Annotated in this window: 24 protein-coding genes and 2 tRNA genes; 13 read left to right on the top strand and 13 right to left on the bottom strand. The window is 61.1% G+C overall.

What is annotated here, in order from left to right; genetic code table 11:
* Positions 1 to 111 precede the first annotated feature (111 nt).
* Complete coding sequence (locus BUB04_RS10200; RefSeq protein WP_073038992.1) at positions 112 to 498, top strand: hypothetical protein; 387 nt, start codon at positions 112 to 114, stop codon at positions 496 to 498.
* 16 nt (positions 499 to 514) lie between these two features.
* Here BUB04_RS10200 and BUB04_RS10195 read toward each other — a convergent pair whose 3' ends face one another.
* The 4 genes from BUB04_RS10195 to BUB04_RS19345 are packed head-to-tail and all read right to left on the bottom strand — an operon-like array spanning position 515 to position 3,782.
* Positions 515 to 1,045 (bottom strand): macro domain-containing protein, encoded by a 531-nt coding sequence (locus tag BUB04_RS10195; RefSeq protein WP_073038990.1) that lies wholly within the window; start codon positions 1,043 to 1,045, stop codon positions 515 to 517.
* A 23-nt stretch (positions 1,046 to 1,068) separates the two neighbouring features.
* Positions 1,069 to 1,323, bottom strand: coding sequence for a hypothetical protein (locus tag BUB04_RS10190; protein ID WP_073038988.1), 255 nt, complete (start codon positions 1,321 to 1,323; stop codon positions 1,069 to 1,071).
* 13 nt (positions 1,324 to 1,336) lie between these two features.
* Complete coding sequence (locus BUB04_RS10185; protein WP_073038986.1) at positions 1,337 to 2,947, bottom strand: MBL fold metallo-hydrolase RNA specificity domain-containing protein; 1,611 nt, start codon at positions 2,945 to 2,947, stop codon at positions 1,337 to 1,339.
* Between the two features lie 31 nt (positions 2,948 to 2,978).
* Positions 2,979 to 3,782 (bottom strand): CheR family methyltransferase, encoded by an 804-nt coding sequence (locus BUB04_RS19345; RefSeq protein ID WP_178371962.1) that lies wholly within the window; start codon positions 3,780 to 3,782, stop codon positions 2,979 to 2,981.
* A gap of 90 nt (positions 3,783 to 3,872) precedes the next feature.
* Between BUB04_RS19345 and BUB04_RS19340 the strand changes: the two genes are divergently transcribed.
* The 3 genes from BUB04_RS19340 to BUB04_RS10165 all read left to right on the top strand — a co-directional run bounded on the left by BUB04_RS19340 (position 3,873) and on the right by BUB04_RS10165 (position 5,918).
* Complete coding sequence (locus tag BUB04_RS19340) at positions 3,873 to 4,970, top strand: Sfum_1244 family protein (protein WP_073038982.1); 1,098 nt, start codon at positions 3,873 to 3,875, stop codon at positions 4,968 to 4,970.
* 112 nt (positions 4,971 to 5,082) lie between these two features.
* A complete protein-coding gene (locus BUB04_RS10170) occupies positions 5,083 to 5,394 on the top strand; it encodes an ArsR/SmtB family transcription factor (RefSeq protein WP_073038980.1) in 312 nt (103 codons plus the stop codon).
* 62 nt (positions 5,395 to 5,456) lie between these two features.
* Positions 5,457 to 5,918 (top strand): DsrE/DsrF/DrsH-like family protein, encoded by a 462-nt coding sequence (locus tag BUB04_RS10165; RefSeq protein WP_073038978.1) that lies wholly within the window; start codon positions 5,457 to 5,459, stop codon positions 5,916 to 5,918.
* A 93-nt stretch (positions 5,919 to 6,011) separates the two neighbouring features.
* Here the strand turns inward: BUB04_RS10165 and BUB04_RS10160 are convergent, their stop codons facing one another.
* The 4 genes from BUB04_RS10160 to BUB04_RS10145 form a co-directional block, all read right to left on the bottom strand.
* Entirely contained in the window at positions 6,012 to 6,224 is a 213-nt protein-coding gene (locus BUB04_RS10160; RefSeq protein ID WP_073038976.1) for a hypothetical protein, read from the bottom strand.
* Positions 6,225 to 6,554, bottom strand: coding sequence for an HNH endonuclease (locus BUB04_RS10155; protein ID WP_084076383.1), 330 nt, complete (start codon positions 6,552 to 6,554; stop codon positions 6,225 to 6,227).
* A gap of 17 nt (positions 6,555 to 6,571) precedes the next feature.
* Entirely contained in the window at positions 6,572 to 7,159 is a 588-nt protein-coding gene (locus tag BUB04_RS10150; RefSeq protein ID WP_073038974.1) for a chalcone isomerase family protein, read from the bottom strand.
* Positions 7,160 to 7,228: 69 nt separating this feature from the next.
* Positions 7,229 to 8,680, bottom strand: coding sequence for a DegQ family serine endoprotease (locus BUB04_RS10145; protein ID WP_073038972.1), 1,452 nt, complete (start codon positions 8,678 to 8,680; stop codon positions 7,229 to 7,231).
* Positions 8,681 to 8,823: 143 nt separating this feature from the next.
* Here BUB04_RS10145 and BUB04_RS10140 point away from each other — a divergent pair, with 143 nt between their 5' ends.
* A complete protein-coding gene (locus BUB04_RS10140; protein ID WP_073038970.1) occupies positions 8,824 to 9,153 on the top strand; it encodes a hypothetical protein in 330 nt (109 codons plus the stop codon).
* Positions 9,154 to 9,161: 8 nt separating this feature from the next.
* On the opposite strand, the gene BUB04_RS10135 is transcribed toward BUB04_RS10140, so the two are convergent.
* Positions 9,162 to 11,279: a RelA/SpoT family protein gene (locus BUB04_RS10135; protein ID WP_073038968.1), complete on the bottom strand. Its 2,118-nt coding sequence runs from the start codon at positions 11,277 to 11,279 to the stop codon at positions 9,162 to 9,164.
* Between the two features lie 245 nt (positions 11,280 to 11,524).
* Here BUB04_RS10135 and BUB04_RS10130 point away from each other — a divergent pair.
* Together BUB04_RS10130 and BUB04_RS10125 are read left to right on the top strand one after the other, a co-directional pair.
* A tRNA-Gln gene (locus BUB04_RS10130) sits at positions 11,525 to 11,598 on the top strand.
* Positions 11,599 to 11,604: 6 nt separating this feature from the next.
* Positions 11,605 to 11,680: transfer RNA gene (locus BUB04_RS10125), tRNA-Glu, on the top strand.
* Positions 11,681 to 11,739: 59 nt separating this feature from the next.
* Here BUB04_RS10125 and BUB04_RS10120 read toward each other — a convergent pair.
* From BUB04_RS10120 to BUB04_RS10110, 4 genes are all read right to left on the bottom strand, one after another.
* Positions 11,740 to 12,882: a hypothetical protein gene (locus BUB04_RS10120; protein WP_073038966.1), complete on the bottom strand. Its 1,143-nt coding sequence runs from the start codon at positions 12,880 to 12,882 to the stop codon at positions 11,740 to 11,742.
* Positions 12,883 to 13,010: 128 nt separating this feature from the next.
* Entirely contained in the window at positions 13,011 to 13,148 is a 138-nt protein-coding gene (locus BUB04_RS19335) for a hypothetical protein (protein ID WP_178371961.1), read from the bottom strand.
* A 166-nt stretch (positions 13,149 to 13,314) separates the two neighbouring features.
* Positions 13,315 to 13,653, bottom strand: coding sequence for a hypothetical protein (locus BUB04_RS10115; RefSeq protein WP_073038964.1), 339 nt, complete (start codon positions 13,651 to 13,653; stop codon positions 13,315 to 13,317).
* 99 nt (positions 13,654 to 13,752) lie between these two features.
* Positions 13,753 to 14,571 (bottom strand): DUF169 domain-containing protein, encoded by an 819-nt coding sequence (locus BUB04_RS10110; protein ID WP_073038962.1) that lies wholly within the window; start codon positions 14,569 to 14,571, stop codon positions 13,753 to 13,755.
* Between the two features lie 489 nt (positions 14,572 to 15,060).
* On the opposite strand from BUB04_RS10110, the gene BUB04_RS10105 reads away from it, so the two are divergent.
* The 6 genes from BUB04_RS10105 (at position 15,061) to BUB04_RS10080 (ending at position 25,378) form a co-directional block, all read left to right on the top strand.
* Complete coding sequence (locus tag BUB04_RS10105) at positions 15,061 to 15,666, top strand: poly-gamma-glutamate hydrolase family protein (protein ID WP_178371960.1); 606 nt, start codon at positions 15,061 to 15,063, stop codon at positions 15,664 to 15,666.
* Between the two features lie 334 nt (positions 15,667 to 16,000).
* On the top strand, positions 16,001 to 17,125 hold the full coding sequence (locus BUB04_RS10100; RefSeq protein WP_073038958.1) for a glycosyltransferase family protein: 1,125 nt from the start codon (positions 16,001 to 16,003) through the stop codon (positions 17,123 to 17,125).
* Between the two features lie 49 nt (positions 17,126 to 17,174).
* Complete coding sequence (locus BUB04_RS10095; RefSeq protein ID WP_073038956.1) at positions 17,175 to 17,831, top strand: ABC transporter permease; 657 nt, start codon at positions 17,175 to 17,177, stop codon at positions 17,829 to 17,831.
* Between the two features lie 5 nt (positions 17,832 to 17,836).
* A complete protein-coding gene (locus BUB04_RS10090) occupies positions 17,837 to 18,571 on the top strand; it encodes an ABC transporter ATP-binding protein (RefSeq protein WP_073038954.1) in 735 nt (244 codons plus the stop codon).
* A 2-nt stretch (positions 18,572 to 18,573) separates the two neighbouring features.
* Complete coding sequence (locus BUB04_RS10085; protein ID WP_073038952.1) at positions 18,574 to 23,382, top strand: FtsX-like permease family protein; 4,809 nt, start codon at positions 18,574 to 18,576, stop codon at positions 23,380 to 23,382.
* Between the two features lie 19 nt (positions 23,383 to 23,401).
* Positions 23,402 to 25,378: a DUF6785 family protein gene (locus tag BUB04_RS10080; RefSeq protein ID WP_073038950.1), complete on the top strand. Its 1,977-nt coding sequence runs from the start codon at positions 23,402 to 23,404 to the stop codon at positions 25,376 to 25,378.
* Positions 25,379 to 25,800: the final 422 nt, after the last annotated feature.

The raw sequence follows: 25,800 nt of genomic DNA, 5'->3' as shown, positions 1-25,800 counted from the left end.
TTCCCGAGAAGGGTTGCCTGTCCGCCCAAGACTCACTATGTTGGCGTTGCACGCCTCGGGCATCAACGGGCCGAGAAACAAATGGAGACTCAAAAAGATCGGAGGCTGTCCATGCCGGACTGGGTTCCCTTTGCGGAAGGCACTTACATCATCGAACGGGCCTATCTCATCACCCCTTTGGAGCGTGCCGTGGAACTCACGGACGGCTACCTGGAAGTGGTCAAGGATCCCTTGGGAGACCGCGTCATGCACGGTCGGGCCTTCGTGCGGAACGCCGCCATGGTTTCTCTTCTGGAAGATGAGGAGACCTTCGACCTGTTGCTGGATCTGGGCGAAGGATTCCGCTACCGCCTGGTCCAGCCCGTTTTGCAGGCGGGAAAGGTCTTTGAACCGGCCACGCGCTCACTGATCCACTTCAGCCCCACGGGCCCGCTTCAGGTCCTCGCCGATGAAGACTTTGAGCGCCTGCGCGCCCGGCTCCAAACGGCCGCCGCATAGCATAGGACCCCTTCCGTCAGTCCATTTCTCCCAGGGCCTTCCGGAACACCCGGAGGTCCTCCTCTCCCCACAAACAGAAGACCACCTCCTGTAGGGTGGTCTTCTCGTTCTTCAGGAACTCCGCCACCGTTTTCAGCATGATTCGGGCGCAACGGTCCTTGGGAAATCCGAAGATCCCCGTGCTGATGGCGGGAAACGCCACGCTTTCCAGGCTTTTTTCCGTGGCCCGAAGCAGGCTGTTGCGGGTGGCGTCTTCCAGCTTTCGGTCCTCGTCGCCCTCACCCATCCGCGGCCCCACGGCGTGGATGACGTAACGCGCCTTCAGATTTCCCGCTCCCGTGATGACGGCCCCTCCCACATGGGTGCCGCCGATGCGGTTGCATTCTTCCTGGATGCTCGGTCCCCCCTTGGTGCGGATCGCCCCGGCCACGCCGCCCCCCAGGATGAGCTGGGCGTTGGCGGCATTGACGATGGCGTCCGTTTCCATCTCGGTGATGTCGCCCTGAACCAGTCGAATCGTCTTGGTACCTACCTTCTTCTCGTCCATGGCTTCCCTCCCGAAACAGGATTTTACGGGATATCCGATTCCTCAGGACGATCGGCCAAACGATCCACGGCGCGATCCAATGGGAGCCAGTCTTCGCCCACCCGGACCGTGACGAAGGATCCGCCGTGTTCCAAGCGGTGAAGGCGGGCTCGGCTCAAAAGGGCTTCTCTCACCTGAGATCGCCTCTCGGGCGGCACCTTCTGGACCGCCTTCTCCACCATGGCTTCCAGCAACGCCCTTTCCCTTTGAAGCACGAATTTTTCCAGATCTTCTCTCATGGGACCGCCCTTGTCATTGGAGATCGTCCGCCGTGTTCAGGCGCCCCAGTACCTGTTTTTCCAGGGTCTCCAGAAAGCCCTTGGAAATCCGCTCGATTTCCTTCTGGGTCTCGGGATCCAGGACGTCCTCGGCCGCCTCCAGCATGCGCCGCACTTCGCCAATGCGAACCTCCACCTCGTGGAGCTTCTGAAGCCATGCCGCCGGCACCGGTTCCACCCGCTCCACCGCCAGGTCCTTCGCAACGTCCAGCGTCTCTCCGATGGCCGGCGTCCAGACCCGATGCCCGAACCGTTCACGGATTGTCTCGGCAAAGGCAGCGCTTGCTTCCTTCTCCCCGTGGATCACTACCACCCGAAGCGCCGGGTTCTTGAAGTTGGAGATCCACTCCAGCAGATCGTCCCGGTCCGCATGGGCGGAAAAACCGCCGATCGTATGGATCTTGGCCCGGACCACGATCTCCTCTCCGAAGATCCGAATGGACTTGGCCCCTTCGATCAGGCGCCGTCCGACGGATCCTTCCGCCTGGTATCCCACGATCACCAGCGAGCACCCCTTCTTCCAGAGGTTGTGCTTCAGATGATGCTTGATGCGGCCCGCGGTGCACATGCCGTTTCCGGCAATGATCACCGCCGGCCCTTCCATCACATTGAGCGCCTTGGATTCGTCCGCCGATTTGGAAAGGATCAGCTCGGGAAAGGAGAAGGGATCGTGGCCCTGTTTGACGATCTCCATGGTCTCTTCATCGTAGTATTGGCGCATCTGCCGGAATATCTTGGTGGCCGCTATGGCCAACGGGCTGTCCAGATAGATGGGCAGCCGCGGGATCTTGCCGGCACGGAGCAGCTCTCCCAGCACGTACAGGACTTCCTGGGTCCTTTCCACGGCAAAGGCCGGTATGAGGACCTTCTGGCCATGCTGATAGCTGTAGTGGATGGCCTCGGCCAGCTCGTCCAGGCTCTCGGGGAAGGACCGGTGCAGCCGGTTGCCGTAGGTGGATTCAATGAAGAGCACGTCGGCTTCGAAGATGGCGTGCGGGTCCTTGACGATCAGTTGATCCTTTCTGCCGATGTCGCCGGAGAAGACGACCTTCGTCCCTCCCCCGTCGGCATCCCAGATCTCGAGGATGGAGGAACCCAGGATATGGCCGGCATTGCGAAGCCGCACCTTGTAGCCGGGAGTTGGAGAAAAGACCTGATCCCTTTCCACGGGCTGGAAGAGAGGAAAACATCGCTCGGCATCCTCGGTGGTGTAGAGAGGCTCCACCGGGTCCAGCCCCCGCCTCTCGTTCTTTCGCGTCTTCCATTCCGCCTCCATCTCCTGGATATGGGCGGAATCCAGCAGCAGAATCTTGCAAAGTTCCGCCGTGGGAGGCGTGGTGTAGATGCGGCCCCGAAAGCCGTCCCGAACCAGCTTGGGAATCCGGCCGCTGTGATCAATGTGGGCGTGTGTCAAGAGCAGAGCGTCGATCTCCGAGGGATTGAACGGCCATGGCTCCCGGTTCAGCGCGTCCATGGCCTTGCCGCCCTGAAAAAGGCCGCAGTCCACCAAGATCTTGGAGCCGTTGTCGATGAGAAAGCAAGAACCCGTCACACATCCCGCTGCACCGTAGCACGTCACCTTCATGGTTTCCTCCGCGGCTCCTTTCCCAATGTCTCTATTGGCCCCACTTCCTGAAAAGATGGGGATCCTGGAAACTTTGCACGGCCTTCCACGGACCGGGCGGCATCTTCTCACGGCTGCCCGTCACGAGAAAGCCTCCCACGGCGAGACTATCCCAGATGCGGCTGAAAGCCTCGTCCACCTGCCCACCCGAGTAGTAGGTGAGCAGATTATTCCTCAAGAAGATCAGGTGGAACTCTGATGCGGGAGGCGAATCCTGCAAGAGATCCGAACAGCTCCAGTGGATACCTTCCCGAACGGACTCCCCCACCCGATAGACCCCCTCCCGGATCGGCTCGAAGTACACGTCCAAAAGTTCGCGGCCAACCTCTTTCAGGCTGCTCTTTTGAAAGACGGCCTGCCGGGCCATTGCCAGCACTTGCGGATCCACATCCGTCGCCCACGCCTCCAGCCGGGGCAGCCGCTGGCCGGCCTTTGCCAGCTCGTGCCAGAGAATCTTGAACGAATAGATCTCCTCTCCACGAGAGCACCCCGCCGACCAGACCCGCATCACCGGCCCGCACCACCGGCAGAGTCCCGGAACAATGGCCGTCTGAAGACTATACCAGAGCCTTCGGTCCCGGAAAAAGCGGCTGATGTGAACGGCCAAGGCCAGCAGGCACCGGCGTCTCGCCTCCGGATCCACGCGGCAAAGATCCAGCCAGTCTTGCACTCCGGCACAGCCCCACCTTGCCATGGTGCGGACCAGCCTCTTCTTGACCCCCTTCCTCACCTTTCGGTACCCCGCCCAGGAAAGATGGAAATGGTCCAGGACGGCCTTCAATTCCTCGTCGGTCACCTGCGCCTCCCTTTCTTTCGGCATGCCAAAGGTTATACTGCGTTGAATCCATTCGGTCCAAGTCGGGATCGAGCCGCGGGAGGCCGGAACATGGTGGATGTGGAACATTTGAGCGAGCAGGTTTTGCACAATTGCCTGGTGGCGGAAGCTCTTTACGGGGGCACCTTCTCCGTGTGCGGATTGGTGCTGAGGCTTCGGGACCATTACAAGTGGCTGCACGGGCTGCCGCCCTGGGCCGAGCCCGAGCCCGCGGATCTGTTGGCGTGGATCGAGCTCAGAGAGGACCGCTGGGAAAAGATCGAAGCGGAGGGCTTCGCCCCGCTCCAGGTTCTTTCCGAGACGCTGGACCCCTTCGATGTGGACCGGGTCAACGAGATCCTCATTCCCCGGGGGCTCGTCTACGGCGCGGGATACGTGGCGGGGTTGCGTCCCTCTTTCTTCCTGGGAGAACTCCGTGAGGTCCGTCACTTGGACGACGCCCGAATCCTTATCGTGGGAAAAGAGCTGGCGCGAGACATCTTCGCCTCCCCGGCCATGCGACAGGGTTCGAGCATCTACGCCCGCCACCACCCCATGCTCTCCTTTCTCTGGGAACAGATCTTCGAGATGCGCCCCTCGGCCCGAAACGCGCTCCATTTCGCCCTGTCCCGGTATGGATTGGAACTTCCGGCCGTCTACGCCGACCCGGGGGGCCATGCCGATCTCTTGCGCACCATTTCGGAAGCTCAACTGGAGACCTGGGTGCATCACGAGATGGGAGAGATGCGCCAGGAGATCTTTGAAAACGGCATCTGGCAAGAGATTGTCGCCACATATGCCGACAGCGCCGTGGAAGTCTATGCCCGTGTTCTGAAGGATCTGGCCGCCGACATGGATGACCGGGGCCTGCTCGCCCACATCCTGGAACACCGTAAGGAGGCGGCACTGGGCTTCTACGTGGCCTTCCTGAGACCCTTCACCAAGCTTCTCTTCCCGGAAATCCTGAAGGCCTTTCGCGTCTTTCGCGAATCCCTGGACTGGACACCCGTGGAGGAAGCCCGCCGCCGGGCGCGCCGGCGGATCGAAAAGCAGATCCGACAACTGGTGGAACTGCACCAAAAGGGGACCGGTCGGGGCCGGGAATGGGCCAAGGCCGCCATCCAGGAGCAGTTGATCGCCCCTCTGGGTATCCTAAGGAAGGGTTCCTAGGAAAGGAAAGGCCCCTGAGCACGAGGGATAGGTGAGAAAGGCCTTGACCGGGAAGCGGCGCTCATATATTAGGGCATCTGCATATTTTAACGCCATGATCTACGGAGAGGCCATGACTCCCACGGATGCCCAGCTGGCCCACCTGGAAAAGGCCGCCGCTATACTGAGGGTCGTCGCCCACCCCGCGCGGCTCCGCATCCTGCAGCTCCTGGAAGGCGGGGAAAAGACGGTCACCGAGATCTACACCGCCTTGGACCTTCCCCAAGCCTACACCTCGCAGCAGCTCAATCTCATGAAATCCAAGGATGTTCTGGCCTCACGGCGGGAGGGCCCCCAGGTCTTCTACCGCATCGCCAACCGAAACGTCCTGAAGATCATCCATTGTGTGTGCGCAGAGAGCGCAGTGGAAACGGACCTGGCTTGATGCCGGCCGGGCTCGGAGGCCCGGCTTCACCCACCCCAAAAGCATGTGGAGGACATAAAGAGATGACCCAGCAATCGAATCCCGTTTCGGAAAAGAAATCCTGCACCTTCATCTGCAGCCGGGACACCCTGGACGGCGCCTTTCCTTCCCTGGTTCTGGGGTTGAATGCCGTTCGGCTCGGCATGGACGCCACCATCTTCTACACCTTCATGGGAATCAATGTGATCCGGAAGAACCATCAGAACAAGTGCCGCTTCATCCCGCCCGGAACCCTGGGAGCCATTCCCGGCATGGCGGCCATGGCCACCAAGATGATGAAGAAAAAAATGGATGAGGCCCAAATCCCCTGTCTGGAAGAACTCCTGGAGATGGCCCAATTGGAGGGAATCAAGCTGGTGGCCTGCAAGATGACCGTGGACATGATGGGGCTGACGCAGGACGATTTCATCGACGGGGTGGAGATCCAGACGGCGGAAGACTACCTGAAGCACGCCATCCATTGTCAAATCAACATGTTCACCTAATCTCCCGGTGCCGTCGCGGCGCGTTCCGTTCCCCGAAGGTCTGGGCGGGGATCCATCATCAGGGTCACACCGCGATGGGTTCCCGCTTTTCCTTCAAGCGGAAGGCAGCCCCCCCGCGGAAGCCTTGCGGTTTTCCTGCCCAACCTTCACCGGGCAGCGTTCCATGCGCTCCCTCTTTTCCGCCATTTCCGATTTGGTCCGGAAAATCCAGGTGCTGGGTTCCGTGTAACAATAGACCGCCAACTCGCATCGGGAACAATCGGTCACGTCCGCGAATTCCGTCGCACTGTCTTTCGGCTGGACCATTCACTCCCCCTTGTCCAAACCAGCCTGGAGGGTCTTGAGATACTCTTCCCATTCGATGGGCAGGTAATATTTCTTCTTGTTGTTGCATTCCTTGCAACAGGGCACCACATTTCCCTTGGTGGTTCGGCCGCCCCGGATCAGCGGGACCACATGGTCCATGGTGAGATCCCGGGGGGGCACACTGGCGCCGCAGTAGTGGCAGCGCCCTTTGGCGATGCGGCGCTGCCACCACTGGGTCTTTCTCAAGGCCCGAGCCTTTTCCTTTTCCTTACGGACATGCCCCGGCGGCACTTCCACCAGGAACCCGGGGCCCTGCATCTCTTCGATCATGTCTTCCGCGTCTCGGTTCAGGATTGACCCAGCATCGCCTTCTTCAAATCTTCAGACGCCGGGTGTTCTCCGAAATAAATCTTCCAGACGGCCTGCATGAAATCGGCTCCGGGGACGACTCCTTTTTCCACGCCCTTGATCACCACATGGGTTCCCACGCCCGGCTCGTAGAGGAGTCTCACCTCTTCGCCTTTCTTGACCGGTTCGTTGAACCATCCCATGAAGGTCTCCATCCTTTCCCGGAGGGAGGAATCGGGATGGGGGGTGTTCTTGGCAAATCCTTCCTTCCAGCCTTCCACCCACTTGTCGGCGTCCACCTGCTTGTAGATGACGTGAATCACCACGGCCTTGGGCTGGTCCGACTCAACGGCGGCAGTGGCGTCCCCCACCTTGTCCTTGGCGTAGAAAGCGCCGTAATAAACGTCGATGAAGAACTTCTTTCGGATGCCGATCCCGTTCAAGGAACATTTCTCGGCGCCGATGGTCAACTCATCGGGAAAAGAGACCCCCTTGAAGTCCGCAGCCGAAACAAAGGCCGCCGAAAAAAGGACCATCGTTGCCACCAGAAATCCGGAAAGCTTCCCTGCGCACCCCTGCTGGTTCATAACCCCTCCTTTTGGATCCTCATCATATAACGGCTCGGTGCCCCTGAGACTTCACTCCCCTCACTTTCCTCATTCCTCCTGGGCTTGCAGCACCACATAGAAGGTGTGCTCCCCGCGCTTGATGAGCAACAGAAGGCTTCGCTTCTTCTCCCCTTTCTTCACCGCCTGGTTGTAATCACGCAGGTTCTGGATCTTCTTTCGGTTGACCTCCTTGATCAGATCCCCGGGAAGTAGCTTCGCCTCGGCCGCCGGGGATCCGGGTTCCACGTCGGTGATGATCACCCCGCGTTCCGAAGGATCCCAACCGAACCGGGAAGCCAGTTCTTCGGTCAGGTTCTGGACGCTCATGCCCCAGGAACTTTCCTCCACGGCGGGCCCGGCGACCATTTCTTCATCGGGCATGGTGCCCAGCTGCAGCTTGATGGTTCTTCGGGACCCGTCCCGCAGGATACCGATCTTGACGGTGGTTTCCGGGCGTGTAGCCGCCACCTTTCTTGAAAGATCATGGGCGTTTTCCACGGGTTCGCCGTTGAATTCCACCACGATGTCCCCCGTCTCCAGCCCGGCCTTGTCCGCCGGGCTGCCTTCCACCACGTCGGAAATGAGAACCCCTTTGGCATCCTTCAGGCCGAAAGATTCCGCCAGTTCCGGGGTGATGTCCTGGATCATCACACCCAGCCAGCCGCGGATCACCTTCCCGGTCTTCAACTGGGGCAGCAGCTCCTTGGCCATGTTGATGGGAATGGCAAATCCGATGCCCTGGCCGCGGGCCACGATGGCCGTATTGATCCCCACAACCTCGCCGCGCATGTTGAACAGGGGGCCGCCGCTGTTGCCGGGGTTGATGGCCGCGTCCGTCTGGAGAAAGTCGTCATAGGGCCCGGCTCCGATGATGCGCCCCTTGGCGCTGATGATCCCCACCGTCACCGTGTGCCCCAGACCGAAGGGGTTGCCCACGGCCATGACCCAGTCCCCCACCCGCAAGGAGTCCGAATCGCCCAGAGGGGCGGCCTTGGGAAAATCCTCATCGGGCTGAGCCTTGATGAGCGCGAGATCCGTCTTGGGGTCCCGCCCCACCACCTTGGCGTCGTATTCCTTGCCGTTCTGTAGCTTGATCTTGATCTCGTCCGCCTTTTCCACCACGTGGTTGTTGGTGAGGATGAGGCCGGTTTCGTCAATGACCACCCCGGATCCCAAGGAGTGGGTCTTCATTTTGCCCTGGGGCACATCGCCGAAGAACTTCTTGAAGAATTCGTCGCCGAAAAATTCACGAAAGGGCGAGTCCGGACGGAGAAAGGGCTGCAGCGGATGCCCCTTGATCACCTGGGTGGTGGAGATGTTCACGACGGAATCCTTCACCTTGTCGGCCAGGTCGGCGAAGGAGGGGGGGGCGCTGTCCCCATAGGGGCTGAAGGCGGCCTGGACCGCGGGCCCCGAAGCTCCCAGGAAGAGCAGCAAAGACAGGAAAAAGACGACGGTTCGACCAGCCACTGCCTTTTTGTGCGCAGATTCAACCCTCATCAGCGGATCTCCTTTCCAGGTCGCAGGCGCCCTAGGCGCTCCTTTGACGATTCGGGGAAATTTGTTATACAGCATAAATCAAGGAAGGGAAAAATCAAGGACACCCGTCCAAAGGTCGTTGTCGGGGAGGAGCTGAAACACCCATGAAACCGCAAACGCTCGTGGATGCTTCCAGATGCGCCGTTGCCATCATTCAACGCAACCCGGAACTTGCCCGCGTTTACAAGGAAGCCGTGCAGCGTTACGGGGAGGGAGAACTGAACCTTACGGTTCTTGAACTGATCGCCCAGGCCTTTCAGGAGGGAAAGCTGGAGGAAGACGTGTTCAAGGGCCCGGAAAACCTCCTGAGTTTCTGTTGCGGGGCGTGGATCCAGTTCCTGCTCGTCGAATTTGCCGGAGTAAAGAAAACCGACCTGCACGCCATGGCCAGGAAACTTTTCAGAGAAACCCACGCCAACCGATCCATCCACTGAAAGGGTCGCTATTCGCCGTCGGGAAATTCCGAGTGGGAATAGCGCTCCACCGAAACGCCGGCCGGTGGAAAGGCCTCGAAAAAACGGCGTGCGTCGTCGAATCCTCTCAGGACCACGTCCATGACGGCCCACTGTCCCGCCGGGTCGCCGAACCGCCCGCGCACCTGTCGCACTTCGATCTCAGGCGGGGTGTTGCCGATGATTGGCAGCAAGGGTGTGCCGTCCTTGCTCTGGATGCGCAGGCGGACGAAGATCGGCCGCGTCCAGGGAGTTTCCTTGACCCAGCGCACGTCCAGGAGGCGCTGGGAAGGCAGATCGTGCCGCTCGCTCAAATCCCGACAACTGGAACGATGGAAGGTGATGCCCCGCTCGCTGAGCGTGGCCACCACCTGCCGCTCACCGGGAAAGGGGTGGCAGCAGCCGGCGAATTTGTGGATCACGGGATCCAGTTCCGGCACCCGCAGGACGTTGCGGGAATGGTTCCGGTCGAACTGAGCCTTCACTTTGGCCTGGGAAACGGGGCGGGTCGGGGCATCCTGCAGGTAATAGAGCACCAAATGGGGGGAGACCAGGTCCTGGCCCACCTGCACGAAAAGATCTTCCAGGGCCTTCAGATTGAGGACCTCCAGGATGAGCCGTGTGATGTCGCTTGCCAGGAGGTCCTTGGGAAGGCCGTGGTGTTCCATTTCCTGACGCAGGATCTCCCTGCCCACCCACTGGGCATAGGCGCGCCGGCGGCGGTTCACTTCCCGGTTGATGGCGCTTCTGGCTTTCGGGGTTCGGCAAAGTCGCTCCAGTCCCGGGTCCAGATCCAGTCGTTCCTCGGATTTGAGGATCTCAACGGTTTCACCGTCTTTGAGCACATGGGTCGGCGGCACGAAACGGCCGTTGACCAGGGCCCCCTTGCAGTAGTTGCCCAGATCGGAGTGGATCTTATAGGCAAAGTCCAAAACGATGCTCCCTTCGGGGAACACGTGGGCATCCCCCAGGGGCGTATAGACGGTGATCTCTTCGGCTTCCGAAAGCTGGATCAGGTGCCGGCGTTGCGGCCCGCCGCCGCCGTACTCCCCGATGGTCCGAAGAAATTCGCTCACTTCATTCAGGTAGGCCTCATCGATCTGGCTCGAACGCCGCCAGTGGCTCAAAAGCCCGTGCCGGGCCCACTGATCCATCTCCGTGGTTCGGATCTTGACCAGGTAGTTTTCCCCGCGAAAATGCACCCGGGTGTGCAGGCTCATGTAGCCGTTGTTCTTGGGATTGGCGATGAAATCGCGAAGCGTTCGCGGCACGGGGCGAAACGTGGTGTCCACGACCCCCAAGGCGAAGTAGCACTGCCGTACATCCCTCGAGTCCACCACGACGGTGAAGTCCACGCGGTTCTCCGTATTGGACAGCCGCAGGGTCCCCTTGGCCGCATCGTAGTAGGTGCCGAGTCCCTTGACCCTTCTTCTCACCTCCACGGGCAGGGCGGTTTCCCCAAAAGCCCGATGAAAGAGCTGCTCCATTTCAAGAACATTGGGATCGCTATTCAGAGCCTTGATGGCATTGAGGATCTTCTTGCTCTTGCGGGGGTAGAGGTAAGATAGGGCCAGGTGATAAAGTTCGCGCTTGAGAGGAAAAATGTTCAGTTTGGCGGCCAGTGGCGCATAGATCTCCACGGTTTCCTGGGCGATGCGCTGCCGCTTGGGTTGGGGCAGGTAATGGAGGGTCCTCAGGTTGTGCAACCGGTCCGCCAGCTTGATCACCAGCACGCCCAAGCGCCGGCTGGCCGTTTGCAAGATCTTGCTGTGGGTCAGATCCTTCAGGGCGGCACGGTCCTTGTGGGACCGGGTCATCTTGGTGCATCCGTCCACCAGTTCCGCCACCACGCTTCCGAATTGCTCCCGGATGGATTCGTAGGTCACATCGGGAACGTCTTCGATCACGTCGTGGAGAACGGCCGCGGCCAACATCTCCGGGTCGCGGACTTCCATCTCCTTGGCCAGGATTTCGGCCACGGCGCACGGGTGACTGATGTAGGGAGCCCCGGACTTGCGGATCTGTCCCTGATGCAACTCTTCCGCATAGTCCAACGCCTGAAAGAAGAGCCGGGTTCCCGGATCGTCGGGATCCAGGTACCGGGCCATTCTCTCCCGATATCCCTCAAGATCGAATGTGCCGGAGTCTTTCAAAATGACCGGTTGAGGCAACGTCTCACCATCCCCTGGGTCGTTCCGCTGGTTCCGGACTCAGCCGGAACTGCCTTTTTATTCTACCTCAACGGGAACGCCAGGCACAGCACAAAGACGCCCGAAATCCTCGCAATTCAAACCCGGGGCCAATTGGGTCTTGACTTCGCGTCCACTTTTGTTTACGTTCCCCCCACGTTTGCTGGGGGATCGTCTAGTGGCAGGACGGCTGACTCTGGATCAGCTAGCCTAGGTTCGAATCCTAGTCCCCCAGCCACTTTGTGGTCCCATCGTCTAGCGGTCTAGGATACTGGCCTCTCACGCCAGAGACACGGGTTCGAGTCCCGTTGGGACTACCAGTTGAAGGAAAAAGGGCGCGGGGAAACCCGGCGCCCTTTTTCCTTTTAAGCACCAGCCTCTATTCCAAACTCTCTCCCAGCGCGACCGCCAGCTCCTTGGCGTGATCCTCCAGCCGGGACGCGATGAAGGATGACTCCTCGGGGTCCACGATGAGATCGTCCAATAAGTATTGCCCGAAAGCCGTCCAATCCTCGGCCGAAAAACCGAGGAGGGCCCGGCGCAGGGCGTCCGTCTCGGCCTCGCCCGCCCGCGGCTTCGCCTCGCGCCATCCCGACCAGAATCCCTCTACCATGGAGCGCACCCAGCCGGCATCCGCCCACACCAATCGCCCCGTTCCCTGCTCCCGATCCACGCGAAGCCGGACCGCGAGGCCATAGAAAAAGGCCATGGCGGCAGCCGTGCGTTCATGCGGGGCTCTGCCGGCCGGGACGAGCGTTCGGTAATCCCGCGCCGAGATCATACGGACGCTCGGTTCTCCGTTTCCACAGCGAACCACCATGTCCCCGGCAGCGTGGTGCCACGGGAAGATCTGCTCGAAGGTTGCACGATCCAGGCACAACGTAAGAATCCTGGCCCCTTCCCGGTAAACGGCCGCCGCCTCGCTGCCGACGAGCAGCCGCCCCCTCGGTGATCCGTCCCACACATGGAGGCCCTGTCCGCCCTGCCGTAAAGGTTGCAGGTGAAATTCGTGGTATCCCTCGAACCACTCGGCCAGGAAGTAGGAAGCGGGATGCATCTTCCCCTCCACATCCTCGCAATGGAATTCTCCCTTGTGATGGCAGCGGGGAAAAAAGGGGCCGCCGGGGGATTCGACGACCCTCCCGAGCGCGCGCCACTCCCTTTCCAGGGCGGCCCTCCCGCGGTCCGAAACGGCCACATTCATGACCAGGGAAATCCGTCGCCCCCCAACGGTCACCTCCATGCGGGCCACGTGGTAGAAGGCACCGTGCTTGACGCTCTCGAGGTGGACATGTTCGACGGCCTCGGCCGGGATCGTTTCCCCACAAACCGACGCCAGGGCCGACCGCAGGGGCTTCAGGTCATGGGAACCCAGAGCCGCTTCCAGGGCAGCGAAGTAATCCGCGTACCGGATGGACGGGATATCCTCGGAAAGTCCGCTAGGCAGGATGGCCTCCCGGGGTGGGGCGTCTCCAGGCCACGGGGAATTCCATACAGATGTGGTAAAGAGCGGTGTCGCCATGGTTGGAACTACTTCTTCCCACAGGGGCCTTCGTCACGGCGCCGGGCACGGCACCCTTCGGGCAATCCCCCTTCCTCGCTGAGCACTCTGTTGGCATCCAGCCACCAGTCGGCAAAGCCGCATCCCAGTCAATGCCGGGAGCGACTCAAACACCCCTGCAGGGCTTCCTCCAAATGGGAAACCCGGGCCCGAAGCCTGTCTCTTTCCGCTTCCAACTCGGCCACCTGGCGACGGAGAAGCTCCATGGCATCACGATCGGTTTCCATGCCCCGCTCCCACTCTTCTAGTTTGAAAAAACCGCCAATGAACGCAAAGGCTTCTTCTTTTCCATCCTTGCGTGCAGATTCGCTCAGGCCGGCTCAAATGGCAAGAAGGAGAAAGAGCAGTTCCATGGGCCGGGAAACAGGGGTAGGCCCCGCTGCAGGGACGATTTCACATGGAAATGGGCTTGAGGCCGTTGTCTCTTGCAAGTTTTTCAAGAAAGCGGGCCTCGTGTGCCTTGTCGGCACAAAAATCCATGGCGTCGGCGTCCACGTTCTCCGCATGAAAGACGCAATCGGCCAGAATTTCGTAGGGGGTCACGGTGGTGTGGCTTCGTCTGAAGCCCGTCCCGTTGCGCTCATAGACGGTGAGAAAGAGGCTCTTCTTGTCCTTGAGAGCCTCCTCCAGCCGGGCGTGAAACAGATCCTTGTTCAGGTCCGTAAAGATCCGGACACAACAACGGGCTCGCTTGAAAATGATGTAGATCCTGCTCCGGGGCTCCGATGGCATGGCAGGTCAGGCTCCTGTTGAGGGGCGGGCGCCGAAGACTTAGCGCCCATTATTCACAAGGTCACCTTGCTACCATGGAAAGCCCCGGAATGCAATGGACTACTTGCCCGCCAACTGCCGCCACACCTGGCGGGACGCAAAGCTCTCCGCCACGTTTTCCTCCATCTCCCGAAAGAGCCTCCATGGGGCGGCGAACGTGAAGACATGGTCCCCCATGGTCTTGCGCACGTTCAATCGGGCGGAAAGATCCATCTGGCCGATGATGCCCCGCGGATAGGGCCGGTCCAGCTCCCGATAGGCATAAATCCCCACGCTTTGACATCCGGCACCGAAGGGAACCGCCACGTTTTCATTGCCGGGACGGTCGTAGTTGGCCAGCACCACCAAGGCCGCCAGCTGATGCGGCGTAGCCCAGAAGACCACCACCTTGGGTTCTTCCTCTTCCGGGTGGACCTCTCCCAAAGGCTTGAACACCACGTACCGGGTGGGCACCTGCATGATGGGGAGCTCTTTGACAAAATCCGCCACCCGTTCCGGGCTCTTGAGATAACCTTCCCCGTCCCGCAAATCCTCCAGGAAGGACCCCCCGGCTCCGGACGCCTCCATCTGCTCCACCAGCGCCCTGCCCGTATCCCAGTGGCGGTTACCGACGGACAGGAAGTAATGAAAGCAAGGCTCACCCCCCGGAAACGCCTTGTACTGGTTACCGAAACCCAGTCCCACGCCGCCGCCCCAGCATCCGTAAGTGGTCTCATCAAAGGCGGCGGTCTTGCCCCTGGAGGCGCCCACCAACATCCACATGACGCAACCCCACTTGCCGGGCGTGAATCGGGCGGCCTTTTCCGGCTCCTGATCGGCCCACAGGATGGCCACGGGCTGGTGGGTCATCCCCAACATGCGAGCAACCTGACTTTCCACCGCTTCACCTCCTTTTGTGAAAGGACCCAAGATGATTTATGCCCCACCTGACGGTCATGGCGAGGCTCACCACCCCGCATGGATGAAAAATGTCGTCTGCCAGGAGCTTGTCTGAGAACGCCGCGGACGACCTCTTTTCTCGTAGCGCAGCCCCTCAAGGCTGCGGAGGAATCCCCGGCCGTCGGATAGGCCATAGCGTATTTCCTGTCGCTTCATGGAGTTATGATGACCTTTTCCGCAGGGCTGAAGCCCCGCGGCTACAATGAAAAGGGGGGCCCCTGTGGGGGCGAAGGATTATTCGCCCCCACAGGTCGCGCCCACGAACGGGACGAGGTCCCGTTTCCTACAAATCATGACTCGCTCCGCCCGACGACCTTTTCGTCGGCGGTTTTGCCGCCTCTGTGCACGGCTTTACAGGCAGCGGTCTCTCGGGCACAATGGAATCCGCCGCCGCCCTGAATGGATCGCCGCCAATTCACCGGAGGTTTCGTGAACATATACCGATCTTTCCAGCAACTGGCGGAAAAGGAACGGGAAGGGATCGACTTCCGCATCCAGTGGCGCTGGGGACGGACGGGCATCGCCGTCATGGCGCCCCACGGAGGCGGCATCGAGCCCGGAACTTCCGAGGTGGCCCGGGCCGTGGCCGAACCTCACCATTCCTTCTATCATTTGGACGGACTCAAACGGAAGGGAAACGGCAGGCTGCACATCACCAGCACCCTTTTCGACGAACCCGCCGCCTTGGAAATGGCGCGACGTTCCTGGAAGGTGATCACCATCCACGGCTGTGACGGAGCAAATCCAACGGTCTATTTGGGGGGATTGGACGAGGACTTGCGGGCGCGGGTGGCGACCGTTTTGCGGTCGCGCGGCTTCTCCTCGGCTCCGCACCCGGTCTTTCGCGGGGACCAAAAGGAAAACCTCTGCAACCGGGGAAGTTCTGGGGCAGGTCTTCAACTGGAGCTTTCCGAAGCCCTTCGAGCCTCCTTCTTCGCACGCTTGGACCGCCCGGGTCGCGACCACCCCACTCCGATCTTCTTTGAATTCGTGGCCGCACTGAAGACGGCCTTGGCTGGTTTATCCGAGCCTTAGGCAAGTGCTGTTTTTCCCGGGAGCGCGGACCTCCGGCCCGCCTGTGGCCCGGGCGGGGATAAACCCCGCCCCTACCCAAGAGATCAACGCATTTTGTAGGGAGGGCTTTACGCCCGCCCATCGGAGCCGGCCCATGCACAAGAATCGTCCAATTTCGGTATCGCTGACTTGCCCCTTTCAAGGGCCATCCGTCATCCCCACGAAAGCAGGGATGCAGGATTGACACTACATCCTGGACTCCCGCTTCCGCGGGAGTGACGATTTATGGAGTTCTCGGACTAGCTCTCAGGGGCTTCAACGGAAACAAAACCCAAATCAGGGAAAGCTCGAACGGATGAAGATCCTGCACTACTGTCAGCATGTTCTGGGTATCGGCCACTTTTTCCGCTCCATGGAGATCGCCAAGGCCTTTTACCCGCACCCCGTGACCTTCGTGGAAGGCGGCGAACCGCTGGCCCACTACCGGCCACCCGAACATGTGGCGCGGGTTTTTCTGCCTCCTTTGATGATGGATCCGGAATTCAAGCAGCTGGAAGCGACGGGAGGCGACCTGGAAAGCCTGCAGGACAGGCGCCGGGAGAAACTCCTGGATACCTACCGCCGCACAAGACCGGATGTTCTCCTGATCGAGCTCTTTCCCTTCGGAAGAAAGAAATTTCGTTTCGAGCTGATACCGCTCCTGAAGGAGAACCTTTCCGCAACTTCCCGTGCGCGGGTGGTGTGCAGCGTTCGGGACATCCTGGTGGAAAAGGCGGACACGGCCGCCTACGAACAGAAGGTTCTCGAGATCCTCAACCGCTACTTCGACCTGGTCCTGGTCCATGGGGATCCGGACATGATCCCCCTGGACGCCACCTTTTCCCGTACCGGAGACATCCGGTGCCCGGTGATCCATACGGGATACGTGATCCGCCCCGCCGCCTCCCCTCCGCCGGCGAGGATACCAGGGCGCGTGGTGGTCAGCACCGGTGGCGGCCGCGTCGGCACGGAGCTCCTGGAAGCGGTGTTGAGAGCATGGGAACGCATCGACGACCGCCATCTGCAGCTTCACATCTACAAGGGACCTTTCATGGAAGACCATGCCCGGCGCCTGGTGGAGCAATGGGCCGACGGGGACCCGCGCGTGGAGGTTCACCCCTTCGCCCTGGATTTTTCTTCCCGTATGGCCGAAGCGGAGATTTCCATCAGCATGGCCGGCTACAACACGTGCATGGACATCCTGGCCACGGGCACCAAGGCGCTGGTCTATCCCTTTCCGCAGAACCGCGAGCAGGCCCTCCGGGCTCGAGCCCTGGAAGAAAGGGGAATCGTGCGGGTATTGGACTCTCTCGGGCCGGAAGACGTGGCCCGGGCCATCCGGGAAGAGCTGGAATCGCCTCCGCCCGCCCGCCGTCTTCCCCGGTGCGACGGAGCCCGGGAAACGGTCCGGGCTGTTGAAAATCTCGTGGCCAGGGATTAAGTGGTTAGAACAGTGCAAGCAAAACCTCGGCACCGGGACGAGACGGAACATGAGACCGACCGTAGAAAGACAAGTGGTGCTGCCGTGGGCCCAAGTATTGCGCATCTCCTTCAATGCGCTTCGGGCCAGGCTGTTTCGGTCGCTGATCACCACGGCCACCCTGGTGCTGGCCGTGGCCTTTGTGGCCTACACGTTTGCGGTGTACGCGCTTCTGAACGCCCTATGGCCTCATGCGCCGTCGGAGCTGCAGGAGAAGATCGTCTCCTCCGGCTATGAACTCTTTGCGGGCACGTTCGGAAGCACGCCCAAGGACCGGTGGCTCATCGCCTTGTCCCTTCTGGTCTGTGCCGTGGGCATCGTGAACGCACAGCTCATGGCCGTCACGGAACGATTCCGCGAGATCGGAACGCTCAAGTGCCTGGGTGCGCTGGACAGCTTCGTCATCAAGCTGTTCGTCCTGGAGGCCGTCTACCAGGGGCTCCTGGGGGGAGCGGCGGGAAGCGCCCTCGGGGTGCTGGTCGCTTCCGTCACCCTTCTTGTCAAGTTCGGCACGGCGGTGGTGCGGCATTTTCCGGCGCTCGAGCTGGCATGGATCGCCGCCTGGAGCACCGGTCTGGCCATGCTCCTGTCGCTCACCGGAGTCCTTTATCCGGCCTGGGTCGCAGCCCGCATGGAACCCGCCTTGGCCCTCAGAACGGAGCAGTAGAGCCCATGAATGGAAACGGCGCGCACAATGTGGTTCGACTGGTGGATGTGGTCAAGGTGTTCCGCATGGGCCAACAGGAAGTGCAGGCTCTGAGAGGGGTCAACCTGGCCATTCGCTCAGGCGAGTACATCTCCATCATGGGCCCTTCGGGATCGGGCAAATCCACTCTTTTCAATATGATCGGGGCGCTGGACAAGCCCACGTCGGGCCGAGTCTTCATCGACGAAGTGGACGTGTCCCAGTTGGACGCCTATGAACTGGCATGGCTCCGCTGCCGCAAGATCGGCTACATCTTCCAGACCTTCAATCTCATCCAGGTGATGACGGCCATCGAAAACGTGACCCTCCCCATGATCTTTGCGGGAATGAGCCGGGACGAATACATGGAAAAGGGCATGGAGCTGCTCAAGCTGGTGGGGCTGGCCGAGCGCTACCAGCACAAGCCCCCGGAACTTTCCGGCGGCCAGCAGCAGCGGGTGGCCGTCGCGCGCGCCCTGGCCAACGACCCGGCCATCATCCTGGCCGATGAGCCCACGGGCAACCTGGATCTCACAACGGGCGAAGAGATCATCACCCTCCTCAAACACCTTTCCAAGGAGCGTGGCGTGACCATCATCTCGGCCACCCACGACATCAAGATGCTCAACGTGTCGGATCGGGTCGTGTGGATCCGCGACGGCCGGGTGGACCGCATCGAGGACCGGGAAAAGCTCAAGATCTCGGTAGGGGAAGTGGCGTAGTCATGGCTCGAACAAGGCCTTATCTCATCCCGGCACTCTTGATCCTCCTGGCGGCCCTATCGGGGACATGGCGGGGATGGAACGAAGCCGGCGCGGCCACGGTCCGGGAGCATCTTCAGGCCCTCACCCGATTTCCCGACCGGTCCACGGGATCTTCGGGCTGCGATGCCGCCGCCCGTTACATCGCGGGACAGTTCCAACGGTTCGGGCTGAAAAACGTGGGTACGCAGCTCTACTTCCAGCCCGTTCCCGTCTCCGACCGGGCGTCCCTTCAAGTGGGCTCCACGACCTACGAGATCTTTCCCTGGGGCCCCAACATGGCCATGCTGCCCCGCACTCCGGAAGGCGGACTGCGCGGGCCTCTGGTCTATGTGGCAAACGGAGATCTGCCCCATTTGGACGATGTTCCCCTGGAAGGGGCCATCGTGCTCATGGATCAGAACTCGGCGGAAAACTGGTGGATCGCGGCCTCCCTTTCGGCCAAGGCCGTGATCTTTCTGGGCGGCCCCGACGATACGAGGCAGCACTTTCAGGACAAGAACATCCCCACCCCGTTGGCATTTCCCCGTTTCTACGCGCCGGCACAAACGGCTGAACATCTCCGGACCCTGGCGAAGGGCGGACGTGAAGCGGTTCTTCGGGCACAAGCCCACTGGGAAAACCGCGTGGCCCAGAACGTTTACGGTCTGATTCCCGGCCGTTCCGAAGATCTTTCCCAGGAACTGGTGGTGATCGAAGCATCCTTCGATGCCACCACCCACGTGGTGGGACTGGCGCCGGGAGCGGATCAGGCCGTCTCCGCGGCCATGCTCCTCAAACTGGCCGAGGACCTGGCGGCCCGGCCGCCGGAACGTTCCGTGCTCCTCCTGGCCACCTCCGGGTACGGCCAGGGCCTGGCAGGATCCAGGCACTTCACCTGGATCGCCCGGGGTCGAAAGAAGGACATCCGTGAGGAACGGCGAACCATCCGGGACCGAAGGAAAGACCTGAAAGCCCTGCTCTCTTCCTTCCAGCACCCCGTACCGTGGAACACGGGAGATCCCCAACGGGACCGACTGGTCTGGCGGGAAGTGGTGGAACGGGCCAAGGACGAAGCGGACCGTCTTACCCGTCTGATCCAATATCGAAACGCGGCGGGAAAAGCGGAGGATGCGAGCGTCACCGACATCGATGCCACGGCCGCCCAAGCCCGCCGGTGCCGAAGGTTGAGCTGGCAGGACGATCCCTCCAACCTGGATTCGGAGCAAGAGCGGCTGGCACTGGAACTCCTGGCCGGAGCCCGAAAGCTGCTGGACAAGGAGAAACGCGAACTGGACAAGCGATGGCGTGTCATCCGATCGTGGAGAACCCTGCGCAACCTACTGGATGATCACGAAACCATCCTCCACCTGAGCCTCAACCTGTCTTCCCAATCCCTGCCCGTCGCTCTCAGCGAATGGGGCGGCACCTTTCCGCTCCGGGAGCAGGTGCGGCGCGTGGTGCGGAGTCTCCGGCTTGCGGAGATCATGGAGGAAGCGGCGGAGGAAGCGGCCGGCGCGTCGGGCACGCCTCAGATCTTCACGAAAACGGACCGTTATGGGGCAGGATTCGCCTCCACGGCGGTGGAAAACCCCGGCCTGCATTGCCTGGCGTGCGACATCGGAGCCCTTTCGGACTGTTCGGCGGTGACGCTCACCACCCTCAACAACCGGCGCCTGGCGTGGGGCACTCCCAACGACACGGTGGAACGCATCCATTGGGAGAATCTCGACATCCTCCAGAAGTTCCTCCCCCCCTTTCTCAGTCGCGTGCTGTCCCATCCGGATCTGCAGGCCAGCTGTCGCACGGGCATCCAGGGCCTCGCGGCCATCAAGGGCAAGACCATGTTCATCCGCCAGGGGGAACTCTTTGCCGACCAGCCCGCTCCCGGCACCATCGTCTGCGCCATCCAGGGCGACACCATCTTTCGGACCATGGCCTTTCGAGACGGCACCTTCTTTCTGCCCGGGGTGGCCAACAATCGCGTGGCCTTTCAGAAGGTCATCCTGGAACCCTACGGGATCGATCCCGCCACGGGCCGAATCGCCTGGACGGCCGACAAGGTGCAGACCGGCAAGGACAATTACCGGCTCAAGATCAAGGGACAGGTGGGCAGCACCACTCTCATCATGTTCCATTGTGACCAGACGGACGTGATCGGAGTCTTCGATCCCCAACAGCTGAGCCACCTGACCAAGGTCACTCTCCTGGACGGCGTCACGGGCGCCCGCCCTCTCAAGTATTGGTACAGCCGGGTGGACGGACGGGACACCTTCGGCATCTCGCTCTTTCTGGAAAAAGGCACCCGGTTCAAGTTGATCCTGGCCGACACCCTGCTCCGAAAGGAATTCCTCCTTATCAACGCCAACCCCCGGAATCCTTTGGGACAGGGATACCTCATCGGATCTCCGCCCATCCTCTCCCGCACCTTCTCCCGGGTGGCCCACGATCTTCGCACCCTGGTGGCCCATCGCCTGGACAACCTGGATCGCAGGGGGATCAGCAACAAGTACCTGGAGGATTTGTACCGGGAGGCCGCCGGGGACTTGAAGGCCGCGGACGAGGCAGCCGGGGCGAACCGATACGCCCGCATGTGGGACAAGACCGTATCGGCGTGGGCCAAGCTGAACGTGGTGTACGCCGAGATCGAAAACACCCAGCGGGACATCCTGGGCGGCGTCATGTTCTTCGTGGCGCTCTTCGTCCCCTTCGCCTACTGCCTGGAACGCTACCTCTTCTGCTTTCGAAACATCTACAAGCAAATTACGGCGTTTTTCGTCATCCTGCTCGCCACCATCTTCACCATCAAGGCGCTTCATCCCGCCTTTCAGCTCACCTACAGCCCCATGGTGGTGATCATCGCCTTCTTCATCGTGGGACTTTCGGTGCTGGTCTCCTGGATCATTTTCGTCCGCTTCGAACGGGAAATGGAAGCGGTCCAGAAGGGCCCGGAGGGGTCGGCGGCGGGCCGGGAAAACGTCAACAAATGGCAGGCCTTCGGAGCCGGCTTCGCCATCGGGGCCTCCAACCTTCATCGCCGAAGGCTTCGGACGGCGCTCACCTGCGTGACCCTGATCATCCTCACCTTCACGGTGATGTCTTTTACCAACGTGAAGAGTCTCACCAAGACCACCCTGTCCCGGATCGCCGATTCGGCTCCCTACAGCGGCGTGCTGATCCACCACACCATCTGGCGCCCCCTCACCTCGCTGACCCTCTCGGACATGAAGGGCCGTTACGGCCATGAGGCCCTCATCTGGCCCAGGGCCTGGATCGACCCGGCTCATCCGTCCCAACGATCGGTGGCCCCCGTTGCGAGGGATCTTCGGGAAACGGCCGTGGAAGGCTTGCTGGGCCTGGGAATCGACGCCCCCCGGAGTTTTCGCCAGATCGTTGTCCGCGGCCGTTGGTTCCAGGCGGAGGATGAAAAGGCCGTGCTCCTGCCGGTCAACCTGGCGGAAGAGCTGGGGCTGGAGGCCGATTCGGACGGCGGCGCCACCGTGAGAATATGGGAGCAGTCCTACAAGGTGATCGGCTTTTTCGATCCCAAGCGGCTGGAAACCTACCGGGATCTGGACGGCCATCGGGTCCAGCCGGCCTACCTGGAAATCGCCCCGGACGAGGAGATCAGCGAGGTGGAAGTGGAGGCCATGGAATCGGGCGAAGAGATCCTGCCCATGACCCAGCGCTTCCGTTTCGCCCGCGCCGACTCCCTGGTCATCATGCCCTTCGAAACGTGCCGAGCGCTGGGGGGAAGTCTTCGGGCCGTCTCCCTGGTCACGGAAAGCCCCGATACGGCCCGCAAGATCGCCGAAGACCTGTCCCGATGGTTTTCCTATCCGCTTTTCGTGGGAGCCCAACAGACCTGGTACCACACGGCGGCCAAGGCCATCCGCTACCAGGGCGTGGCCAACCTTCTGGTGCCTATTCTCATCGTGGTCTTCATCTGCCTGAACACCATGATCGGGCACGTACATGAGCGAAAGACGGAAATCGGCGTCTACACTTCCGTGGGGCTGGCGCCGACCCACGTGGGCTTTCTTTTCATCGTGGAGGCGCTCTCGCTGGCGGTCCTCTCCACCGTGATCGGCTACATCCTGGCCCAGATCACGGCGAAACTGGTGGGCACCTGGCCCATGTTCGCCGAACTCACGTTCAACTATTCCTCCCTGGCCAGCGTGGCTTGCATGGTCCTCGTCTTTTCCGTGGTGTTCCTGGCCTCCCTCTACCCGGCCCGCATGGCCGCCGAAATGGCCATGCCGGACGTGACCCGCAGCTGGACGCTTCCCGAAGCCCAGGGGGATCTCCTGGAACTGCGCCTTCCGTTCCTTCTGAAGCCGGAAGAGGAATTGGGCATCATCCGTTTTCTGGAAGCCTTCATCCGGGATCATCAGGATGTGGCCCACGGAGCCTTCATCGTGGACGAAGCCAGCCTGGTGCCGGACGACACCATTGCGCGGCCGGCCCGCATGCCCTATCCGGTGTGTCTCACCCTGCGCGCCAATGTGTGGCTCGCCCCCTTCGATTTCGGCATCAAGCAAAGGCTTCAGCTCCACTGCTGCCCGTCCGAAGAGAACCCGGGCTACATGGAGGTGGCCGTTCAGATGATTCGCCTTTCCGGGGAAAGATCGGCCTGGGAAAGGGCCAACAAGAACTTCATCCGGGTGTTGCGAAAGCAGATGCTCCTGTGGCGCCTGTTGGACGACGAGGCCAAACGCCGGTATTCGCAGGCGGATCCGGATTCGGACGCCGGTGAGGAAGCGGAGACCGTTCTTGTGACTTCGGCCATTTGACAAAGGATCGGATCAGAGCGTGGGAAAGGTTCGACTCACAGCACTGGGGCTGGGGGCCCTTCTGGCCGCTTTCTTTTGCGCCGTGACCCCCTACAACAACGTACAGCTTCAAAACAGCCCCCTGGCGGGCGGCCATTTCCCGGTGGTCGCCTTCGCCGCCCTCTTCGTCTTCGCCGTCCTCTACAACCCACTGGCCCGGAAGCTCCACCCGCGGGCGGCGCTCAGCGCCCAGGAACTCTTTCTCATCTGGGCCATGATCGGCATCTCCACGGGCATCGCCTATACGGGTCTCTTTCGAACCTTTCTCGTCAACATCACCACCCCCGCCTGGCTGGAATCCACCGGATCACCCCAGGCCAAGACCCTGCTTCCCCTGGTCTCACCCCGGCTCTTTCCCCTGGATCCCGACGCCGTCCAGACGCTCTACCGCGGACTGGAAAACGGCCGGGAACTGGCGTGGTGGCAGGTCCCCTTCCACATTCCCTGGGCGGCCTGGGTGATGCCGCTGGCATGCTGGGCCCTTTTCATCCTGTTTGTCTATGCGGCTCTCTTCGGCATGGTGGGCCTCTTCAGCCACCAATGGATCGAAAACGAAAAGATGAACTTCCCCCTCCTTCGCGTGCCTCAGGTCCTGAGCACGGAATCGGAAAAGGGGACGCTCCGGAACTTCCTGGGGCACAAGTACTTCCTCTTGGGGCTGGCGGTTCCCGTCTTTCTTCACCTCATGAACGGCCTTCACACCTTCTATCCCCACGTGCCGCAGATCCCGACCCTCTTCCTGGCCCAGCCCTATGTTCCCAAGGAAGGCCTCCTTTCGGGATTCCACAAGGCCAAGATCTATCTCTATCCGGCCTTCATCGGCTTTGCCTATCTGACATCCAAGCAGGTTTCCTTCAGCCTGTGGTTCTTTTTCGTCCTGGGCGGTCTGCTTCCCGGCCTTTTGCAGCTCTTCGGTTGGCGCCTTCCTTCCGCCGCCCTGGGCACCACGTTCGGGCCGGTTCTGGCCAATGTGGAAGAAATGCAGATGGTGGGAGCCTTCGGGGTCTTCTTTTTCTTCATCGTGTGGCTTTCCAGAAATCACCTGATGGAGATCGTCCGAAGGGTGCTGGGCCGGTCCGCGCTGCCCGACGAACCCCACCGCGCGCTGGTGGACCCGAAAAAGGCCTTCTATCTCTTTGTGGGAGGCTTCGCGGGCACCCTGGCGTGGATGCGCTATTTCGGAATGGACCTTCTGCCCGCGTTCCTCTTCCTGGGGGCGTGCTTCATGCTCCAGCTGGTATCGGCCCGACTCATCTGCCAGGGCGGGCTTCCCTACTTCACCCTCACCGCCGCCCCTTCCGACGGGTTCCTGGCCGCTCTCCACACCAAGACCATCGCGCCCCTCACCCTCTACCTGGCCATGGTCGTCCAGAAGGTCACCTTCGTGGACATGCGCGAATCGCTGACGCCCAGCCTGTTCCACGCGTCCAAACTCTCGGAGGACGCCTCACCCCGAGTTCGCTTTCTTGCGGGGGTGGTGGCCGCCATGGTCATCGGCGTGGCGGTCTCCTGTTTGACCATGCTGATCCTGGCCTACAAGACCGGGCTCAACCTGCTTCCCGACGACTGGGCGGTGGAGACGGCCCGGCGGGTTCATGAAAACGTCTTCCAGCTCATCAATTATCCGGAAGCCCCCAAGAGATGGAGCCTGGTCTTCGCCTTCAGCGGAGCGGTGGTCATGGGTCTACTGGTCCTGGGATTTCGACGGTTCATCTGGTGGCCGCTGCATCCCATCGGGTATCTCACGACGTACAGCTCCGCCATGCGCATCCTGTGGTTCAGCTTCCTCATCGGCTGGCTTTGCAACACGCTGGTGCTCCGCTACGGAGGTGTGCGCCAGTTCAAGGAAGTGCGGCGGCTCTTTATCGGTTTGATCGTGGGCGACATGCTCATGGCCGTGGTGTGGATGGCGGCCGGGCTTTTCATGCCGTTCAGCTACCACGTTCTGCCGCTTTGACGGACTAAAGAGAACCGCGAATGAACGCAAATAGACGCAAATGTGAAAGTCTGGTGTGTGGGAGCGGCGAAAGCCGCGATGAGGGTGGGCGGCCATTCAACAGCCGCGCGATCACGCAAAGCAAATCGCGCCTTGCGGCGCTCCCACAAAGGCCCCTTGCTCCGGCCCACTCTTTCATCCCGGCGGGGTGGCGTGCCACGCCATGGTCGTTAATGTGAAAGAAACGTGCTCTCGGATTGTTGCGCGGCCAGCATGATTTCGACCTCAAGTGGACGATTCTTTTTCATGGACAGGTTCTGAAGGGCGGGCGTAAAGCCCGCCCCTACAATGACAGATGGACCTGTTGAGTAGGGGCGGGGTTTATCCCCGCCCGGTAAGCGCACGGGGGCAGATAAACCCGGAGGAAATATCACTCGGTCAGG

This window comes from Desulfacinum infernum DSM 9756 (assembly GCF_900129305.1).
GTDB classification, from domain to species: Bacteria; Desulfobacterota; Syntrophobacteria; order Syntrophobacterales; family DSM-9756; genus Desulfacinum; species Desulfacinum infernum.
Note: the sequence above shows the minus strand (reverse complement) of the source record. Positions and strands in the feature narration are given on the sequence as shown.

Bases quoted from the DNA above. Each gene is read 5' to 3' on its own strand.
- BUB04_RS10155 (WP_084076383.1), bottom strand. From the start codon at position 6,554: ATGATCGAAGAGATGCAGGGCCCCGGGTTCCTGGTGGAAGTGCCGCCG.
- BUB04_RS10135 (WP_073038968.1), bottom strand. From the start codon at position 11,279: ATGGCCCGGTACCTGGATCCCGACGATCCGGGAACCCGGCTCTTCTTT.
- BUB04_RS10200 (WP_073038992.1), top strand. From the start codon at position 112: ATGCCGGACTGGGTTCCCTTTGCGGAAGGCACTTACATCATCGAACGG.
- BUB04_RS10185 (WP_073038986.1), bottom strand. From the start codon at position 2,947: ATGAAGGTGACGTGCTACGGTGCAGCGGGATGTGTGACGGGTTCTTGC.
- BUB04_RS19335 (WP_178371961.1), bottom strand. From the start codon at position 13,148: ATGGAAACCGATCGTGATGCCATGGAGCTTCTCCGTCGCCAGGTGGCC.
- BUB04_RS10165 (WP_073038978.1), top strand. From the start codon at position 5,457: ATGACCCAGCAATCGAATCCCGTTTCGGAAAAGAAATCCTGCACCTTC.
- BUB04_RS10115 (WP_073038964.1), bottom strand. From the start codon at position 13,653: ATGCCATCGGAGCCCCGGAGCAGGATCTACATCATTTTCAAGCGAGCC.
- BUB04_RS10190 (WP_073038988.1), bottom strand. From the start codon at position 1,323: ATGAGAGAAGATCTGGAAAAATTCGTGCTTCAAAGGGAAAGGGCGTTG.
- BUB04_RS10090 (WP_073038954.1), top strand. From the start codon at position 17,837: ATGAATGGAAACGGCGCGCACAATGTGGTTCGACTGGTGGATGTGGTC.
- BUB04_RS10140 (WP_073038970.1), top strand. From the start codon at position 8,824: ATGAAACCGCAAACGCTCGTGGATGCTTCCAGATGCGCCGTTGCCATC.
- BUB04_RS10150 (WP_073038974.1), bottom strand. From the start codon at position 7,159: ATGAACCAGCAGGGGTGCGCAGGGAAGCTTTCCGGATTTCTGGTGGCA.
- BUB04_RS10195 (WP_073038990.1), bottom strand. From the start codon at position 1,045: ATGGACGAGAAGAAGGTAGGTACCAAGACGATTCGACTGGTTCAGGGC.
- BUB04_RS10085 (WP_073038952.1), top strand. From the start codon at position 18,574: ATGGCTCGAACAAGGCCTTATCTCATCCCGGCACTCTTGATCCTCCTG.
- BUB04_RS10145 (WP_073038972.1), bottom strand. From the start codon at position 8,680: ATGAGGGTTGAATCTGCGCACAAAAAGGCAGTGGCTGGTCGAACCGTC.
- BUB04_RS19340 (WP_073038982.1), top strand. From the start codon at position 3,873: ATGGTGGATGTGGAACATTTGAGCGAGCAGGTTTTGCACAATTGCCTG.
- BUB04_RS10120 (WP_073038966.1), bottom strand. From the start codon at position 12,882: ATGGCGACACCGCTCTTTACCACATCTGTATGGAATTCCCCGTGGCCT.
- BUB04_RS10170 (WP_073038980.1), top strand. From the start codon at position 5,083: ATGACTCCCACGGATGCCCAGCTGGCCCACCTGGAAAAGGCCGCCGCT.
- BUB04_RS10100 (WP_073038958.1), top strand. From the start codon at position 16,001: ATGAAGATCCTGCACTACTGTCAGCATGTTCTGGGTATCGGCCACTTT.
- BUB04_RS10160 (WP_073038976.1), bottom strand. From the start codon at position 6,224: ATGGTCCAGCCGAAAGACAGTGCGACGGAATTCGCGGACGTGACCGAT.
- BUB04_RS10095 (WP_073038956.1), top strand. From the start codon at position 17,175: ATGAGACCGACCGTAGAAAGACAAGTGGTGCTGCCGTGGGCCCAAGTA.